Annotated in this window: 20 protein-coding genes and 1 pseudogene; 12 read left to right on the forward strand and 9 right to left on the reverse strand. The window is 69.9% G+C overall.

What is annotated here, in order from left to right:
* Positions 1-20 precede the first annotated feature (20 nt).
* Positions 21-173 (reverse strand): annotated as a pseudogene (locus tag ACIO52_RS20560) (VOC family protein); the annotation flags it as partial.
* Here ACIO52_RS20560 and ACIO52_RS20565 point away from each other — a divergent pair.
* From ACIO52_RS20565 to ACIO52_RS20590, 6 genes are all read left to right on the forward strand, one after another.
* A complete protein-coding gene (locus tag ACIO52_RS20565) occupies positions 165-542 on the forward strand; it encodes a MarR family transcriptional regulator (protein ID WP_316575385.1) in 378 nt (125 codons plus the stop codon). The pseudogene ACIO52_RS20560 and the gene ACIO52_RS20565 overlap by 9 nt on opposite strands.
* Before the next feature lie 357 nt (positions 543-899).
* Positions 900-1,346, forward strand: a complete 447-nt coding sequence (locus tag ACIO52_RS20570; RefSeq protein ID WP_218718079.1) for an NUDIX hydrolase — start codon at positions 900-902, stop codon at positions 1,344-1,346.
* A gap of 632 nt (positions 1,347-1,978) precedes the next feature.
* Positions 1,979-2,896: a universal stress protein gene (locus ACIO52_RS20575; RefSeq protein ID WP_316574975.1), complete on the forward strand. Its 918-nt coding sequence runs from the start codon at positions 1,979-1,981 to the stop codon at positions 2,894-2,896.
* On the forward strand, positions 2,893-3,531 hold the full coding sequence (locus ACIO52_RS20580; RefSeq protein WP_316574976.1) for an SRPBCC family protein: 639 nt from the start codon (positions 2,893-2,895) through the stop codon (positions 3,529-3,531). Before ACIO52_RS20575 ends, ACIO52_RS20580 begins: the two co-directional genes overlap by 4 nt.
* Before the next feature lie 12 nt (positions 3,532-3,543).
* Entirely contained in the window at positions 3,544-4,599 is a 1,056-nt protein-coding gene (locus tag ACIO52_RS20585; protein WP_218718082.1) for a zinc-dependent alcohol dehydrogenase family protein, read from the forward strand.
* On the forward strand, positions 4,599-5,111 hold the full coding sequence (locus tag ACIO52_RS20590) for a GNAT family N-acetyltransferase (RefSeq protein ID WP_402645868.1): 513 nt from the start codon (positions 4,599-4,601) through the stop codon (positions 5,109-5,111). Before ACIO52_RS20585 ends, ACIO52_RS20590 begins: the two co-directional genes overlap by 1 nt.
* Before the next feature lie 64 nt (positions 5,112-5,175).
* Here the strand turns inward: ACIO52_RS20590 and ACIO52_RS20595 are convergent, their stop codons facing one another.
* On the reverse strand, positions 5,176-6,507 hold the full coding sequence (locus ACIO52_RS20595; protein ID WP_316574978.1) for a wax ester/triacylglycerol synthase family O-acyltransferase: 1,332 nt from the start codon (positions 6,505-6,507) through the stop codon (positions 5,176-5,178).
* 225 nt (positions 6,508-6,732) lie between these two features.
* Here ACIO52_RS20595 and ACIO52_RS20600 point away from each other — a divergent pair, with 225 nt between their 5' ends.
* The gene (locus tag ACIO52_RS20600; RefSeq protein WP_316574979.1) at positions 6,733-7,641 is read left to right on the forward strand and encodes a universal stress protein; all 909 of its coding nucleotides are present in this window, start codon (positions 6,733-6,735) and stop codon (positions 7,639-7,641) included.
* Between the two features lie 99 nt (positions 7,642-7,740).
* Here ACIO52_RS20600 and ACIO52_RS20605 read toward each other — a convergent pair whose 3' ends face one another.
* Positions 7,741-7,995: an SHOCT domain-containing protein gene (locus ACIO52_RS20605; RefSeq protein WP_218718086.1), complete on the reverse strand. Its 255-nt coding sequence runs from the start codon at positions 7,993-7,995 to the stop codon at positions 7,741-7,743.
* 125 nt (positions 7,996-8,120) lie between these two features.
* Complete coding sequence (locus ACIO52_RS20610) at positions 8,121-8,753, reverse strand: hypothetical protein (RefSeq protein ID WP_402645872.1); 633 nt, start codon at positions 8,751-8,753, stop codon at positions 8,121-8,123.
* A 266-nt stretch (positions 8,754-9,019) separates the two neighbouring features.
* Between ACIO52_RS20610 and ACIO52_RS20615 the strand changes: the two genes are divergently transcribed.
* Genes ACIO52_RS20615 through ACIO52_RS20630 form a run of 4 tightly spaced genes read left to right on the forward strand, consistent with a single transcriptional unit; the run spans position 9,020 to position 10,736 of the window.
* Entirely contained in the window at positions 9,020-9,316 is a 297-nt protein-coding gene (locus ACIO52_RS20615) for a three-helix bundle dimerization domain-containing protein (RefSeq protein WP_316574981.1), read from the forward strand.
* Positions 9,313-9,567, forward strand: coding sequence for a hypothetical protein (locus ACIO52_RS20620; protein ID WP_218718089.1), 255 nt, complete (start codon positions 9,313-9,315; stop codon positions 9,565-9,567). The genes ACIO52_RS20615 and ACIO52_RS20620 overlap by 4 nt, the downstream gene beginning before the upstream one ends.
* Before the next feature lie 58 nt (positions 9,568-9,625).
* Positions 9,626-10,213 carry a hypothetical protein gene (locus tag ACIO52_RS20625; protein ID WP_402645876.1) on the forward strand — a complete coding sequence of 196 codons (588 nt, stop codon included), beginning with the start codon at positions 9,626-9,628 and terminating at the stop codon, positions 10,211-10,213.
* Between the two features lie 58 nt (positions 10,214-10,271).
* Positions 10,272-10,736: a CinA family protein gene (locus tag ACIO52_RS20630; protein WP_402645879.1), complete on the forward strand. Its 465-nt coding sequence runs from the start codon at positions 10,272-10,274 to the stop codon at positions 10,734-10,736.
* A gap of 495 nt (positions 10,737-11,231) precedes the next feature.
* Here the strand turns inward: ACIO52_RS20630 and ligD are convergent, their stop codons facing one another.
* The gene (ligD, locus tag ACIO52_RS20635; RefSeq protein ID WP_218718124.1) at positions 11,232-12,182 is read right to left on the reverse strand and encodes a non-homologous end-joining DNA ligase; all 951 of its coding nucleotides are present in this window, start codon (positions 12,180-12,182) and stop codon (positions 11,232-11,234) included.
* Between the two features lie 105 nt (positions 12,183-12,287).
* Between ligD and ACIO52_RS20640 the strand changes: the two genes are divergently transcribed.
* Entirely contained in the window at positions 12,288-12,479 is a 192-nt protein-coding gene (locus tag ACIO52_RS20640) for a DUF1508 domain-containing protein (protein WP_218718093.1), read from the forward strand.
* Positions 12,480-12,485: 6 nt separating this feature from the next.
* Here ACIO52_RS20640 and ACIO52_RS20645 read toward each other — a convergent pair whose 3' ends face one another.
* From ACIO52_RS20645 to ACIO52_RS20660, 4 genes are all read right to left on the reverse strand, one after another.
* Complete coding sequence (locus ACIO52_RS20645; protein ID WP_402645882.1) at positions 12,486-12,899, reverse strand: hypothetical protein; 414 nt, start codon at positions 12,897-12,899, stop codon at positions 12,486-12,488.
* A gap of 298 nt (positions 12,900-13,197) precedes the next feature.
* On the reverse strand, positions 13,198-13,809 hold the full coding sequence (locus tag ACIO52_RS20650; protein WP_402645885.1) for a UdgX family uracil-DNA binding protein: 612 nt from the start codon (positions 13,807-13,809) through the stop codon (positions 13,198-13,200).
* 49 nt (positions 13,810-13,858) lie between these two features.
* Positions 13,859-14,818: a TIGR03557 family F420-dependent LLM class oxidoreductase gene (locus ACIO52_RS20655; RefSeq protein ID WP_402645888.1), complete on the reverse strand. Its 960-nt coding sequence runs from the start codon at positions 14,816-14,818 to the stop codon at positions 13,859-13,861.
* Positions 14,819-14,838: 20 nt separating this feature from the next.
* Entirely contained in the window at positions 14,839-15,159 is a 321-nt protein-coding gene (locus tag ACIO52_RS20660; protein ID WP_218718097.1) for a plasmid stabilization protein, read from the reverse strand.
* Positions 15,160-15,288 lie beyond the last annotated feature (129 nt).

Genomic DNA, 15,288 nt, shown 5'->3' on the forward strand with positions numbered 1-15,288 from the left:
TCGTTCGATGACGTCGCCTGTCAGGTGCGGTCGTGGAGGGTGATCCGGTAGCCGTCGGGGTCGGCGAAGGTGAAGGTCCGGCCGAAGGGGCCGTCGACGGGTGCGGCGACAATGGTGTGGCCGTCGGCGGCGAGTGCGTCGTGGATGGCCTGGACATCGGTGGCGTGGAGCCAGGTCGAGACGGGGTCGGCATCGACCTGGAGACGTCACTGGGCTACCTGCTCAAAGAAGCGTCGAGCGCCCTGCGCGCCGCCATGGCGGAGGTGCTGCAGACCCTGGAACGAGACGGCTACGTGATGCGGCCCGCGGCGGCGCCGGTCGGAAAGGCACTGCCCGCGCGACTCACCCCTCGCGGCCGACGAAGCCTCGAGAAGGCGAGCGCGGCGGTCCGCGCCGTCGAGGTCGGAATGCTGGCCGGGATGACCGAGGCCGAACAGTCGGCGGCGTTCCGCAGCCTGCGCAGCATGATCCACTCCCTGCGCGAGGGCGACGACGGCGCCCAGGATTCGATCGGTGGGACCGCACCACCATCGGTCCGGTGATGGTCGACGACCGCGCGGACCCGGTTCGTCACCGGGATCGGCTGCGAAATCACCCGGTGGACCGATCATTTCGCCGACCGGCCGGGTGGTGTACGCCCGACACCCGGACAGCACGCAGGTCGGATACGGGGAGTGGGCGGCGGATATTCGCGCACACGTCCTCGGCTGACCACATCGGACTCACGTGCCACTCGACGCGCCGACCGTGACGCCCCGACATTCGGGCGTGGCTTCGCAAGCCTGGCAGGCCGATTCGCCCACGCCGACAGTGCCCGGCACGTACCGTAATCACCGACCACCTTCGCCGGATCCGGCGGCGGTGGCGATGGGTGTCGGAGTCGAAAGTCGGTGAGTCCTATGGTGTCTGAGTCGGAGTTCGAGGAAATGTCTCGCCAGGCCGAAATCGACGGTACCGCACCTCGGGTCGGCGCGATCATCGATCGCGGCGGACAGGTCCTACTACTCGCGCGCCACGACACCGGTCCGATCAAGGCCACTCTGAAGCTTCCCGGAACCACCGTGCTGCCGAGGGAGCCTCTCGCCGAGGCGGTCGTCCGGGGCGTGCACGAGGAAACGGGCCTGGTCGTCACCGGGATTCGGCACCATGTCGGGGATTTCGACTACCTGTCCCCCGACGCCCACCCGGTGCGCCGCCTGCATTTCGCGGTGGATGTCGCGGCGACCGAACCGATCCGGCTCTCCGTCCACGCCCGCTATGTCTGGGCGCCCCTGGACGGTGATCTGCCGGTGACCTCGTCCATTCGCCGCATCCTCGAGACCTACCGCAATCTCGTGCACCCCTGACATCCCCTGTCGGGCCGGGGTCGAGCTCTTCGCAGGGACACCGGTCGATCGCCGATCGGTCAGCTGTCCTTGTCGTGCCGTACTGATGGCCGGCGCCCGCGCCCGCCCGGCGTCGGGGCGCGCGCCCCGGTGCACGGGGCCCCTGGTCGCCGTCGGTCACCTCGGTCACGAGGCGACTGTCGTCCACCTCGGCGCGTCGCAGGCCCGGAGCGGACGACCGCAGCATCGGACACCGACCGCCGACAGCGGACCGCCGCGGCACCACCGTCGTTACCTCACCTGCCCCAGGTGATGCGGCAGCTGTCCAGGATGCGGATCGACTGCTCGTGGGCGCCGCCGGGCAGTCGGTGCCGGGCCAGGCGCCGACGTCGGCGGCTGACCCGTTGTGTAGTGCCCGCGCGTCCGAGCGACCGCAGTAGCCGAGAACGCGGGGTGCGTAGGCGTAGCGGGCACCCAGCGCCAGGGCTCACAGGGCCGCGAGCACCCCGGTCGAGGGCGACGACTTCGATCAGCCCGCGCGGTCCAGGTGTGTCCGATCGGCCCTTCGGTCGGGGACCTACGCCAGCAGTCACCCGACCCCGGTGGTTCGTACGGTCGACCTATTCGTACCGCACGCCGATAGGGGCACCACCATGAGCACGCATCGCACCGAGGAAGCACACGAGCTCGCGACGTCCGCCGTCGTGGTCGGGACCGACGGATCGGCAGCGGCCGACGTCGCTGTCCGCTGGGCCGCGCAGACCGCCGCCGAGCGGGGCCGCCGCCTGCTGATCGTGCACGGACTCGACCTGGCCCGCACCGCCGCTGTCAACCCCTACGCTGTCGTCACACCGGCGGTGATCGACGCGGTGCGCGCCCACGGCACCGCCGTCCTGGCCGACGCCGAGCGCACGGCCCGCGAGGCCGCGCCCGGAGTCGAGGTCAGGACCGAGCTCGTCGCGGGGCACCCGGCGCAGACACTGATCTCGCTGTCGCGCCGTGCTCATCTGGTCGCGCTCGGAGCGACACCGGATGTCGGCGCGCTCGCGCATCTCGGATCGACGCTGCTGGCCGTCACCGCCCACGGTTCGGGCCGGATCGTGGTGGTCGATACCGGCACGGGGCCGGCGCCCCGCCGCACCGGGCCGATCGTCGTCGGTGTCGACGGCAGCCCCACCAGCGAGCAGGCCATCGCCGCGGCGTTCACCGAAGCTTCGGAGCGAACGGCACCCCTCGTCGCCGTACTCGCCGGAAACGACACGTCCTTCGGCGAGTTCGCCGGTGAGTTCAGCGTCGACGATCAGCAGGCCTCCGACCAAGCGCTGCTGGCCGAGCGACTCGCCGGCTGGAACGAGAAGTACCCGGATGTCCCGGTGACGCATCGGGTCTACCCCGCCGATGCGCGTCAACACCTGCAGGAGTGGTCGGACTCGGCACAGATGGTGGTCGTCGGAAGCCACGGGTGGGGTGGGCTGCGCGGTCTCGTCCTCGGTTCGACCAGCAATTGGCTTGTCCAGCACGCCCACTGCCCCGTCATGGTCGCGCATCCCGTCGGCGAGGACCTGCGATGAAGAACACGACAGCCTTCGCCGTCGGTGCCGCGATCTACGCCGCCGGACTCGGACTCGGGTACTCGGTTCTGCTGCGCAAACGGTTCGCGACCTGGGGCGCGACCCGCGACGAGGCGCAGCGGACGATACCCGGCGACGAACTGCTCCCGCACCCCGATATTCGCACGACCAGGGCGATCACCGTCGCGGCCGAACCCGCGGCGATCTGGCCGTGGCTCGTGCAGATCGGCCCCGGGCGCGGCGGCGCGTACACCTACGACTGGATCGAGAACCTGTTCGGCCTCGACATGCACAGCGCCGACGAGATCCTGCCGCGATTCCAGCATCCGGCGCTGGGCGACGTGATCGCCCTCGGCGCGCGCGGACCCCGCCTGCGGATCCGCGTGCTCGAACCCGACCGGTCACTGGTGTTCGCCTCCGAAGACGGCGCCTGGGTCTGGTCGTTCGCCCTCTATCCCGAACCCGCAGGCACCCGGCTGATCAGCCGCAATCTCATCTCGCTGACCGGCGCGTCGCTGGGGACACGGTTGTTCACCCGCCTCGTCGCCGAGCCGGGCAGCTTGGTCATGGAGCGAAAGATGCTCTCGGGCATCCGAACCCGTGCCGAGTCACTCGCCCGGTCGTCGGCGATCTGAAAGGAGTCCTCGATGTTCGCCATGGTCTACGACGGTCCAGGACGTCCACACCGTCGCGAGGTACCCGATCCGACGATCCTCGACAGCACCGACGCCGTCGTCACCGTCGACACGGCCACCATCTGCGGAACCGACCTGCACATTCTCCAGGGTGATGTGCCCGAGGTCGAGCGCGGGCGGATCCTCGGCCACGAGGCCGTCGGCACCGTCACCGCCATCGGTGGCGCAGTGCGCACCGTGCGGGTCGGGGATCGAGTTCTCGTGTCGTGTATCTCCGCGTGTGGAGCGTGCGCATCGTGCCGGGAGGCCCGCTACGGGCAGTGCACCGGCGGCGGTGGATGGCTGCTCGGCCACGAAATCGACGGTACCCATGCGGAATCGGTGCGCGTGCCGTTCGCCGACCTGTCGACCCACCCGATCCCACCCGGCATCAGCGACGAGCAGATGCTCATGCTGGCCGACATCCTGCCCACCAGCTACGAGGTCGGCGTCGGCAACGGCAGGGTGCGGCCGGGCGACACCGTGGTCATCGTCGGCGCGGGGCCGATCGGGTTGGCCGCGGTGATCACCGCGCGGCTCTACAGCCCGAGCCGCATCATCGTCGTCGACCTCGCCGACTCCCGGTTGGCCGCCGCGCACGCACTCGGTGCCGATCCGGTGCTCAACAGCCGACGCGACGAGGTGCGCGCCCGGGTCGCCGAGCTCACCGGTGGCCGAGGCGCCGATGTGGCGATGGAGGCGGTCGGGGTACCCGAGACCTTCGAACTGGCCGTCGATCTCGTGCGTCCGGGCGGTCACGTCGCCAATATCGGGGTGCACGGCGCACCGGCCACGCTGCACCTCGAGAACCTGTGGAGCCGGGATCTGACGATCACCACCGGCCTGGTGGATACGCATTCGACCCCGCGCCTGATCGAACTGATCCGATCCGGGCACCTCGATCCCACCCCGCTGATCACGCACCGTTTCGCAATGGGCGAATTCGTCGACGCCTACGACACTTTCGCGCGCGCCGCGGAGACAGGCGCACTCAAGGTCGCCGTCACCCGGTCGAAGGCGGGATCGTGATGACCACCGCCCTGCGGAACATCGTCCTGCGCGAACCCGGCCCCACCGACCGGGACGCGGTACGCGAACTCCACGCCGGGCTCGACCGGACCGATGGCTACTTCCGGTTCTTCGCCCCACCGCCCAAGGACCTCGACCGGGTGGTCGGCTCGATCGCGTCGCACGACCCCACACACTGCGCGGTCGGCGCGTTCCTCGACGACCGGCTGGTCGGTGTCGCGAATTTCGTCGTCCTCGACGACGGTGTCAGCGCCGAGATCGCTCTGGTCGTGGCCGCCGACGAACAACACCACGGCATCGGCACCGTGCTGTTCCATCGGCTCACCGAGCTCGGTCGCGCGCGCGGCCTCGACCGGTTCATCGCCGAGGTGCTGCCGACGAACTCCAAAGCCATGCGGCTGATCATCGATTCCGACCTGCCGATCTCGGCTCACCGCAGCGACGGTGTCATCCAGATCGCGCTCCATCTGCGCACCCCGAGCCACTCGGCGAACCAGGCGCCACGGCAGTAGTCGAGCCGAGCTCGCGCCGTCGTCGCGGCCGGAACGCGTCCGCGTCCTCGGATCGCTCTCGGTTCTATCGCGCGCGGGCCAGTAGTTCCGCAACACCGTCCTCGATACCGGCGGCGATCAGGTCGATGTCGGGTGTGGAGTCGTAATCCCCGGTGATGCCGAAGACCAGGCGGTCGTCGTAGCTCAGGATCGCGATCGTGGTGCGCAGGCGCATCGCGAGGGGAATGCAGGGCCAGATCTCCGTCACCGCGCGACCGTCCAGGCTCAGCTGTCCACGGGGTCCCGGCACATTGGTGGCCAGCGCGCCGACACTACGCTGCGGGAAGTGACCGGCCAGCCGGAACGCCCACGCCCCGACGGCGAACGGCAGCAGCTGCGCCACCGCCAACATCGACTTCTCGGCCTCGGCTTCGCCCCGCGCACGGTGGCGCGCGACGCGCTCATGGACGGCGCTCAACCGCTCGACCGGATCGGTGAACTCCACCGGGAGATGCGGGATGATCGCCGAAATGCGGTTGTCCAAGGCGAATTCGGCATCGGTGGCACGCATGGACACCGGGACCAGAATCCGAATTCCGCCCGCCGCCGGGTCCTCGCCGCGGTCACGCAGAAGCTGCCGGTAGGCCGCGGTGACGGCGGCCAAGGCCACGTCGTTGACCGATGTGCCGAACGCCGTCTCGATCGTGCGGATGTCGGTCATCGACGCCCGCGCGACGGCATAGCGGCGCTGGCGGCCGAGCGGCCCGTTCAAGGACGACGGGCTGCCCGGAGCCACCGCGGCGGACACCACGGGCACGAGCGCGCGCATCATCGACAGAGCGAAGCGCGGCGCCGTCACCGGCAGCCGAATCGCCCTGCTCACCCATTCCACGACGCCGGTCCCCGAGGTGCCCGAGGTCGGAGTGCTCGCCGGTGCGGCGCGGTCGACGGCGGCATCGCACAGTTGCTCGAACAACGCGATTCCCGACAGGCCGTCGACCATGCTGTGGTGGGCCTTCACGATCAATGCCCATCGGTCGCCGGTCAGCTGCTCGACGACCACGCACTGCCACAGGGGATGGTCCCGGTCGAGCCGTTGCTCCAGTTCGGTGGCGACGAGCTCCCGCAAGGCCGACTCGTCCCGCGGGCCGGGCACAGCGGTCCACCGGATGTGGTGTGCGAGGTCGAAACCGGGGTCGCGCTCCCACACCGGTGCGGACAGGTCCAGCGGCCTTCTGCGCACTCGCCTGCGCAGGATTTCGACGTGGTCGATCCGCTCCCGCAGCCACGCGACGAACTCGGCGCGCGTCGGCGCGGGCCCGGCCACGATCGCGACGGCGCCGATGCCGAGGCTGATGCGGCGATCAGCGTCCTCCAGTTCCATGAATCCCCAGTCCAGGGGGTGTAGCTCTGTCATCTCGACCTCGACGTAGGCGATGTGGTGCCCGGCCCGTTTCTGGTGCGCAGCCGGTGATCTGATCCTCGCCGGGACAGTCGGAAACGGCGAGAGACCATGGTCGACGAACAGCGGCCGAACTGCTCTTCCTCCCCCACGGCCGGCGATCCAGCCGATGCCATTGGTCCCCGTGTTCCGGGCACCACGGCTCTGACCGGCGAAGTGCCCGCGTGCCACGCTGAGGCCATGACCGAGCACAGCGAGAACCCCCACCGCGTCGCCTCGGCGGCGGTCGTCGTCGGAATCGATGGATCGGACGGATCGACCGCCGCCGTGCGCTGGGCCGCCCGCACCGCCGCGGCGCGCGGCCGTGCCCTGCACATCGTGCACTGCACCGACCCGGTCGCCGACCGCACACCCCGCAGCGCCTACGACGCGTTCATCTACACCACGATGCACGACATCCGGTCGGCCGCCGAGCAGGCGCTGGCCACCGCCCGCCAGGACGCGCTCACCGCCGCGCCGTCGGTCACGGTGACCACCGAACTCGCCACCGGCAACCCCGCGCGCACCCTCATCGATGCCTCGGCGCACGCGCATCTGCTGGTGCTCGGCGCGGCGGCTGCGGTCGGTCCGATCGCCCACCTCGGTTCGACGCTGCTGGCGGTGACCGCGCACGCGCACGGCGCGGTCGTCATCGTGCGCGGGTCCGATCCCGAGCGCGACAGCGGTCCTGTCGTCGTGGGTGTCGACGGCAGCAGCGTCGGCGAGCCCGCCATCGGCGCCGCGTTCGCCGAAGCCGCGCTGCGCCACAGTCGACTGGTCGCGGTGCACGCCTGGAGCGATCTGGCCCAGGGCCAGTTCGCCGGCACCAGCTACCTCGAGTTGCCCATCGACGATTTCACGGTCGCCGAGGAAGCGCTGCTGGCCGAACGCCTGGCGGGATGGTCCGAGCAGTTCCCCGAGGTGGACGTGCGCCGCGAGGTCGAGGTGTTCGGTCCACGCGAAAACCTGGCGCGCTGGTCACGAACCGCCCAGCTGCTCGTCGTCGGCAGCCGCGGTCGCGGCGGATTCCGGGGCCTGCTGCTCGGATCGACCAGCCACTGGCTCGTGCAGCACGCCGACTGCCCGGTCATGGTCGTCCACCACGACTGACCCCGTACTGTCCGGCTCCCGAAGGGCCACCGGTACCCTGTCCGCCCACCTGTCACGGCAGGCGGGGCGGACAGGGTGCCGGAGGCGTTCGGGACCGGCTCATCGACGGTCGACGGACCGGAGAACGGACAAGCGGTCCGCGTACTCCTTCGCATCGATCTCGCCGCGCGCGAACCGCTCCGCCAGGACATGTTCCGGACCGGGTGGTGCCGGGTGCCGGTGCTCGCCGTCCATTCGGAACAGGTATCGCAGCGCGAGCGCGAAGCCGACGATCAACAGGGCCCAGAACAAGACCATCCCGACTCCCATCCACGCGTACCCCCAACCGTTGACGTCGTGGTCATACCAGTACATTCTCCGCCTCCTACCGAATCGCGGCCGACCGGCCGACTCCGTCAACCATGTGCCGGCGGGAGCTGCCGGGAGAAGGGTCGACAGGCACCATGAGCGAGTACCAAGGCCCCCGCTGCGGGGTCGAATCAGCGCCCGTCCTCGGCCTGTGCACGCAACAGCCACACCAGGAATCCGCCCGAGACACCGGCCATCACGAACGCCATCAGCAATCCCCCGGCCAGGCCGATCAGGGCGATCTCGACCGGCTGCTGGCCCGGCTGCCACAGGGGGCTGGTGAAGAGCGCGAACGCGACCAGGCCCGCCGCCCACGACAGCGCGGTCGCGCCGATCCACCAGCCTGCCCGTGCCAGATATCGGCGCAGCACGCTCCACTGAGCCACCCCGATAGCCGAAACCACCACGGCGCCGCCCGCGCACAGCACCGGTATCGCCGCCGCTGTCGGCCAGCCACGGAAACCGTCGGTGCCCACCGGCACCATCGCCACGGACCAGGCGATCGCCGCGCCGAGCGCGGTCGCCGCGATCCAGGCGCGGCCGGGAAGTTCGGGAAGCGCGGGGCGTAGTGCCCGCGCCTGGAACCAGCCGAGCACGATGCCCTCGCCCAGGCCTGCCGCCAGTAGGGCCGTCGTCGCCGGCCATCCGCCGCGCTCCCACAGCGCCGTCGCCACGATCGCCGGTAGCGAGAAGCCGAGGAATTCGCCCACGGTGACGAAGGCGATCCAGCGGTGCCACATCGGCTTTCCCGTCTCGATGCGCATCGGGACCTCCTCGACGGTCGGACAATCGGTATTCGTCCCTGTCACCATCGCTTCTCGGGCAGCCCCGGCGGCAGTGCCGTTCGCCCCGTGCGGGTCCCTGCCGACATCACCGATGGACACGACGAAAGGCCCCCCGCGCGGGGTCTCCGGACCCTGCCGGGACAAGCGCCGCCCGGTGCACGCTGAGACCGGCAGAAAGGGGCCGAGATGAACACCGCCGGGTACGCGAAACGGATTGTCCACGCCGACGGCAGAGGTGACAGTTCATGAGCACGCCGACGGTCGACGAGTCGCTCACCACGGACGCGGCGCCGAGATCGGCGCCTGTCTCCACCGTCGCGGAAACGGTGCCGCCGATGGCATCCGACGAACTGGAAGCCATCGCGCAACTGCTCGCCCGCAGATTCCCCGACGTTCCCGGCACGTATGTGCGCTACGTGGTCGAGTCGACCTATCGCGAACTCGCCCGGACGGCACGCATCCATTCCCACCTGATACCGCTGACCCTCAACCTGTCCAGGTCGCGGTTGGCGCAAGACGACGAAATCGGAGAAACACCATGAGCGACACCACGTCCGACGCGGTCTACCACAGCAAGCCGGGCGAGAGCCTCGCCGATCCCTACAACATCCCCGGCATTCTGCTCTTTCTCGCGGGCGTCGTCGGCCTGGCATCGACACTCACCGCCGCCGGCTACGGCTTCGCCGGCTGGGCGTGGCTCGGCGCCATCGCCACCGCGCTGTGCTTCACCGCCGCCGTCGCGGTGTTCGTTCTCGAGCACGAGCGGTTGCGCCGGCTCGCCCGGCGCCGCTGATCCGGTCGCGGGCCGCGGAGTTGTCTCGCCGCCGCGCGCCGATCACCACGGTCTCGTCATGAACGCGACAGTTCTGCCTTTCCTGATCGTTGTCGCCGTGGTGTTCGCGGTGAATCTGCTGCCCGCGTTCGGACCGCCCAATGCGGTGCTGGTGGTGTTCTTCGCGTTGAATTGGCACCTCCATCCGGTCCCGCTCGTCGTCGTCGCCGCGGTCGCGTCCGGCGCGGGTCGCTACCTCCTCGCCACCGCCACCCATCATCTCGGCGACCATCTCGGTGCACGCCGACGAGCCAACCTGCGAACGGCCGGCGACTATCTCACGCGGCGGCGCGGTCGCACCTTCGCGGTGCTGGGGGTCTTCCTCGTCTCCCCCTTGCCGTCGGCGCAGATGTTCGAGGCCGCGGGTCTGATGGGACTTCGCCTGCTTCCGCTCACCGCGGCGCACGTCGCGGGAAGAACGGTCAGCTTCGCCTTCTACGTCGGCGCGACCGGGGTGGCCGAGCGGAGTCTCGGTACCACGCTCGCTTCCTCGCTGACCTCGCCGGCCGGGATCGCCGTTCAGATCGCGCTGCTCGCCGCGGTCGTCGGACTCACCCGAATCGACTGGACCACCTTCCTGCCGGGCGTCAGGCAGCCGCGAGCGTGAGTGCCGGCGCACTAGGCTGACGGGGCGCACCGATACGACTCGATCGTCGAAGGAGATCATGAGCGCAATCGCCCGTCAGCTCGCAGATCTGGCCGAACGGCGGGGCTTGACGGTGGCCGTCGCCGAATCGTTGACCGCAGGCAATGTCGCGGCCGCCCTGGGGGCCGCGCCCGATTCGGCCGTATGGTTCCGCGGTGGCGTCGTCGCCTACGCCACCGAGGTCAAGCAGCGTGTCCTGGGTGTTCCCGATGTTCCGGTGGTCTCCGAGGTCGCGGTCACCGCGATGGCCGAGGGCGTCCGGGCCCTGATGGACGCCGACATCGCCGTCGCCACCACCGGTGTCGGTGGTCCGGGGCCGCAGGACGGGGAACCCGCCGGATCGGTGTGGTTCTGCGTCGTTTCGCGCAGCGCCGCGCGAGCAAGCCATCGGCACTTCGACGGCGATCCGGCGCAGGTGCTCGATCAATCGGTGCGGTACGCGCTCGAGCTGCTGTTGTCGATGGCGACAACGATCGCGACATAACTCTCCGCTTCGTCGTTTCACACCACGCCGAGCGGGCATCCCGGCTGTGTGGAGCCGGTCGACCGGATGCGTACGGCACCGACCGCTCCCTGCGTTTCGCTGGACGGTGTCGACACCGGATAGACCGCGGGAATGAGCCGACGCGCACTACTCGCGACGCCAACGGCGTCGTCGCGGGCGGTGTGCTCGGCTCGCTCCCCGGCCGCCCGACAGCTGCTCGTAGCCGCCGCTACCGGCGTATCGCCGTCCGCACGAGATCGGCGACGGCGCGCGATCTGCTGTGTGACGGCCAGGCGATGACGGTGGTGACGGACGGTGCGTCCGGCACCGGCACGGTGGCGTGGCCGTCGCGGAGCTGCGCCCGCAACGACTCGGGCACCACCGCGCAGGCCCGTCCGAGCGTGATCAGCTGGGTCAGCCCGACGGCGGACCGACCGGCGGATTCTTCGACTTACGCCGGAATCGTGCCCTGGTGACGAGCGCACCGCGCGGATCCTAGAAGGGCACGGCGACGTCGTCGGGTGTCTTGTCGGTCCGGATCCCCCGAAAACTGGGGTGGCGCAGCATTCCGTCGGCGCTGATCTCGCGGTACTCGATGTCGGCGACGAACACCGGCTCGACCCACCAGGCGGCCCGCACCGCCGCGGCAGGCGGCGGGTCGTCGAGCGGGCTGGTGTCGCGGCGGACCTTCTCGAGGGCGGCGTGGAGGCTGCGGCGGGCCTCGGTGGTGAATCCGGTCCCGACCCCGCCGATGCAGCGCAGGTGTCCGTCAGGGGTGTGTCCGGCCAGGATCAGACCGCCGAAAGTGGCGGCGTTGGCGCCGGTTCCGGGGACCGCGCCGACGATGACGGCCTCGGTCGTGGCGCGCAGCACGGTCTTGATCCAGGCCGAGGAGCGGCGACCGGGCTCATAAATCGAGTCGATCCGCTTGCTGACAATGCCCTCCAGACCGGTTTCGGCGGCGGTGCGCAGCAGCCGCTCGGCGTCGACCTCGGCCAACGACCAGTTCGGCGGAACCCGCACGCGCACACCGTCGTCGAGGCGCAGATCGGCCAGCTCGGCCCGTCGCGACGAGTACGGGTCCGCGAGCAGGATGTCGTCGTCGAGGGCGAGCAGGTCGAAACCGAGGTAGTCCACGCGCACCTGCTCGAGCAGCGCGGGCGCGGGCCGCTGGACATGCATTCGCCGCTGCAGGCGGGAGAACGACGGGGCCCCGGCGGCATCGAGGGCGACGAGCTCGCCGTCGATCAGCAGGGTTCGTCCGTCGGTGAGCTCGGTCAGCGCCGCGACGACGTCGGGGTAGGAGGCGGTGATCTCGCGCAGGTTCCGGCTCCACAAGCTCACCCCGTCGCCGGTGCAGCGAGCGATCGCGCGGACGCCGTCCCACTTCATCTCCGCGCACCAGCCACCTGGCGGCCGCGGGGGCCGTCCGGGTGTGGCCAGCATCGGTGCCGGCACCGCCAGACCCACAAGATCGAGAATAGACCCGTCCGAGTGGGTATTCTGCCCTGGTAGGCACGTTTTCCCGGCGAACGAAAGCGAGGCCCGGTCATGGCAGGAAAGTTCGAGATCTTCGCCGACGCGGCGGGTAAGTTCCGGTGGCGGCTCAAGGCGGGCAACAACGAGGTCGTCGCGCAGTCGCAGGCCTATGAGTCCAAGGACGGTGCGAAGAAGGGCATCGCCTCGGTGCAGAACAGCGCCCCCGGCGCCACGATCACCGATCTCACGGTCGCGGCCACCTGACGTCGGTCAGAGCTGGGCGGTTAGGCCGAGTGGATGCAGGCCCTCGGTCCGGCGCAGTGTCTCGGCCGCGGCGCCGACGCGCAGTAGCGACTCGGTCGACAGTCCCGCCGCGGTGACCAGCAGGCCGCGCAGATGGTGATCGTGGAGTGCTGTCACCAGAGCGTGATCGAACTGCGGGTCGGCCTCGTCGGACGGGGTGTCCTCGGGCGTCACGAACTGCATGATGACCTCCTGCTGCGGCCACCCCCGACTGTGGTGGCCTGTATCGACGCGGCTATTCCCACTTGCAGCTCCGTCAATCATGTCCGTTGCGAGTGCGCGCAACGGCGGCAGGAACCACGGCCCGACGATGCCGTCGACGACCACGTCGTAGCCGCCGCGTGAGTACGCCTCGACCGCCGCGACGATCGCCTCGATCACGACCTCGTTCTGGCGATGCGCGGAGGAACGGCAGAACGAACCCCGTACGGATCGAGCGGTAGAACACGTCGGTCTCGAGATGGACCGTGGGGACATCGGCCGTTCCGGCGAGCAACCGGGCGACTGACGTTTTTCCCGCGGCGGGAGGTCCGGTCAGGACGAACACTTCACCACTCAGGTCCACCGACCCCCATCACCCGCGCAGGCGAGAAGCAGTCTTGTCTTGCCCGGCCCGCTGCCCCGAACTCGGTGCCGACACTGCCGAATTGCACGTGATGCAAGGTTCACCGCCGCACGGTCATCGCATCTCGAATACCCTCGCCAGGTCGTCGACGAATTCGGTGTAGGACCGTGCGCGATCGGGTGCTCGCAGGACGGCGGACGGATGGACGGTCACGCCCACCCGGAAGTCGTCGAGTTCGACGGTGTGGCCACGGAGTTCGGTGACCTCGGCCCGCGGGCCGAGGACCGCGTGGGTGGCGATCGCGCCGAGGCAGACCACCAGGTCGGGAGCGACCAGGTCGAGTTCGGTGCGCAGCCAGGGGGCGCAGGCGACGATTTCGGTGCGGCGGGGTTGCTGGTGGATGCGTCGTTTCCCGCGCCGCTCGAAGCGGAAGTGCTTGACCGCGTTGGTGAGATACAGTGCGGCCCGGTCGACGCCGAGGTCGTCGAGGGCGCGGTCGAGCAGTCGGCCGGCCGGACCGACGAAGGGGTGGCCGTCGAGGTCCTCGTCGTTGCCGGGCTGCTCGCCGACCAGGACCGTGCGCGCGTGCGGCGCGCCGGCACCGAAGACGGTCTGCGTGGCGTCGCGATAGAGGTCGCAACCATGACACGTGCCCGCTGCCGCACGGACCGCTTCCAGGTCGTCCGTGTCGGGTACGTACTCGGCGGCACCGGGGTAGACCGTCACGACGCCACCGCCTCGGCCGGGCCGATCGGCATCGCCATCCCCGCCTCCCTCAGACCTCCGCGCGCAGCAGATCGTTCAGTTCGCCCTGGTAGAAATCGAGGAACGCGTCCATGTCGGGTCCGGCGTTCATCAACACCACCCGGTCGTAGCCGGCCTCGACGGCGTCGCGCACCGCGTCGACATAGGGTTTCGGGTCGCTGCCGCACACCATGGCATCGAGCATGTCGTCCAGGCGCACGGTGGTCGTGGCGGCGGCGAAGTTGGCCGGGTTGGGCAGCTCGCTCATCACTTTCCAGCCGCCGACCGACCACCGGTTGGTCGACAGCGCGGCCTGCGCGCCCGCGCGCTCGTCGTCGGCGAAGGCGACGCCCACCTCGAGGTAGCGCGGCCCGTCACCGCCCGCCTGCCGATAGGCCCGTACCAGCTCGGGCTTCGGTTCGGTGGCGAACAGCCCGTCGCCGAGCTCGGCGGCGAGTTCGGCCGCGCGCGGACCTCCGGCGGCCACGGCGATCTCCGGTGGGGTCTCGGGCAGATCGAACACCCGGGCGTCCGACAGCGACAGATATCGCCCGTCGTAGCTGCGATAGCCACCCCGCCACAGCAACCGGATGATCTCGAGCGCCTCGCGCAGCATTCGATGCCGCACCCGCACCGGCGGGAAGTCCCCGCCGACGATGTGCTCGTTGAGCCGTTCGCCCGAACCGATGCCGAGGGTGAACCGCCCGTCGGAGAGCAGCGCGGTCGTCGCGGCGGCCTGGGCGATGATCGCGGGGTGATAGCGGATCATCGGGCAGGTCACGCCGGTGGCCAGGCCGATCCGTTCGGTGCGTGCCGCGATCGTGCCCAGCACGGTCCACGCGAACGGTGAGTGGTTCTGGTTGTCGAGCCACGGATGGAAATGGTCACTCATCTCGACGAAGTCGAAGCCCACCGCTTCGGCCCGAACGGCCTGGCGCACCAGTTCGTTCGGGTCGAAGGCCTCGGCCGCCAGTTTGAATCCGATCTGCATGGCGAACCTTTCGCAGCGGGTCAGGCGCGACCGAGGGCGTGGGCCAGTTCCTGTTTGTTCATCTTCGAGCGGCCGTCGATATTGCGGCGGCGGGCTTCCTCGTAGAGCTGATCGCGGGTCTTCCCACTCCCCTGGGCCCGCTGGCCGCCGCGCTTGGACGACGCCCCCGAGGCGGACTTGCCGCCCGAGCCCTTGGTCTCGCCGTGCCGGGATCGCGTCTTGTTGACCGTCGCCGCGGCGATCTCCTCGGCGCGCTTCTCACTGCGACCACGGTCACGCTCGGACTTCTTGATGTCCTTGTACTGCCGTTCGCGTTTCGCACTCCACGTCTGCTGGGGCATGACATACACCTCCTGGGTCCGGGAACGACGTTCTCTTCCGCGCCTACCCGCGGATCCGCCCGGGAAACCGCCGCTCGTGCACCGGTGCGAGGGCCGGTGACCGCGACACCCCCGGAACTCGTCGGCAGC

Origin of the sequence: Nocardia sp. NPDC087230, assembly GCF_044744725.1 — a bacterium.
In the GTDB taxonomy this organism is placed as follows: Bacteria; Actinomycetota; Actinomycetes; order Mycobacteriales; family Mycobacteriaceae; genus Nocardia; species Nocardia canadensis.

Bases quoted from the DNA above. Each gene is read 5' to 3' on its own strand.
- ACIO52_RS20570 (WP_218718079.1), top strand. From the start codon at position 900: ATGGTGTCTGAGTCGGAGTTCGAGGAAATGTCTCGCCAGGCCGAAATC.
- ACIO52_RS20575 (WP_316574975.1), top strand. From the start codon at position 1,979: ATGAGCACGCATCGCACCGAGGAAGCACACGAGCTCGCGACGTCCGCC.
- ACIO52_RS20580 (WP_316574976.1), top strand. From the start codon at position 2,893: ATGAAGAACACGACAGCCTTCGCCGTCGGTGCCGCGATCTACGCCGCC.
- ACIO52_RS20585 (WP_218718082.1), top strand. From the start codon at position 3,544: ATGTTCGCCATGGTCTACGACGGTCCAGGACGTCCACACCGTCGCGAG.
- ACIO52_RS20590 (WP_402645868.1), top strand. From the start codon at position 4,599: ATGACCACCGCCCTGCGGAACATCGTCCTGCGCGAACCCGGCCCCACC.
- ACIO52_RS20595 (WP_316574978.1), bottom strand. From the start codon at position 6,507: ATGACAGAGCTACACCCCCTGGACTGGGGATTCATGGAACTGGAGGAC.
- ACIO52_RS20600 (WP_316574979.1), top strand. From the start codon at position 6,733: ATGACCGAGCACAGCGAGAACCCCCACCGCGTCGCCTCGGCGGCGGTC.
- ACIO52_RS20605 (WP_218718086.1), bottom strand. From the start codon at position 7,995: ATGTACTGGTATGACCACGACGTCAACGGTTGGGGGTACGCGTGGATG.
- ACIO52_RS20610 (WP_402645872.1), bottom strand. From the start codon at position 8,753: ATGCGCATCGAGACGGGAAAGCCGATGTGGCACCGCTGGATCGCCTTC.
- ACIO52_RS20615 (WP_316574981.1), top strand. From the start codon at position 9,020: ATGAGCACGCCGACGGTCGACGAGTCGCTCACCACGGACGCGGCGCCG.
- ACIO52_RS20620 (WP_218718089.1), top strand. From the start codon at position 9,313: ATGAGCGACACCACGTCCGACGCGGTCTACCACAGCAAGCCGGGCGAG.
- ACIO52_RS20625 (WP_402645876.1), top strand. From the start codon at position 9,626: ATGAACGCGACAGTTCTGCCTTTCCTGATCGTTGTCGCCGTGGTGTTC.
- ACIO52_RS20630 (WP_402645879.1), top strand. From the start codon at position 10,272: ATGAGCGCAATCGCCCGTCAGCTCGCAGATCTGGCCGAACGGCGGGGC.
- ligD (WP_218718124.1), bottom strand. From the start codon at position 12,182: ATGCTGGCCACACCCGGACGGCCCCCGCGGCCGCCAGGTGGCTGGTGC.
- ACIO52_RS20640 (WP_218718093.1), top strand. From the start codon at position 12,288: ATGGCAGGAAAGTTCGAGATCTTCGCCGACGCGGCGGGTAAGTTCCGG.
- ACIO52_RS20655 (WP_402645888.1), bottom strand. From the start codon at position 14,818: ATGCAGATCGGATTCAAACTGGCGGCCGAGGCCTTCGACCCGAACGAA.
- ACIO52_RS20660 (WP_218718097.1), bottom strand. From the start codon at position 15,159: ATGCCCCAGCAGACGTGGAGTGCGAAACGCGAACGGCAGTACAAGGAC.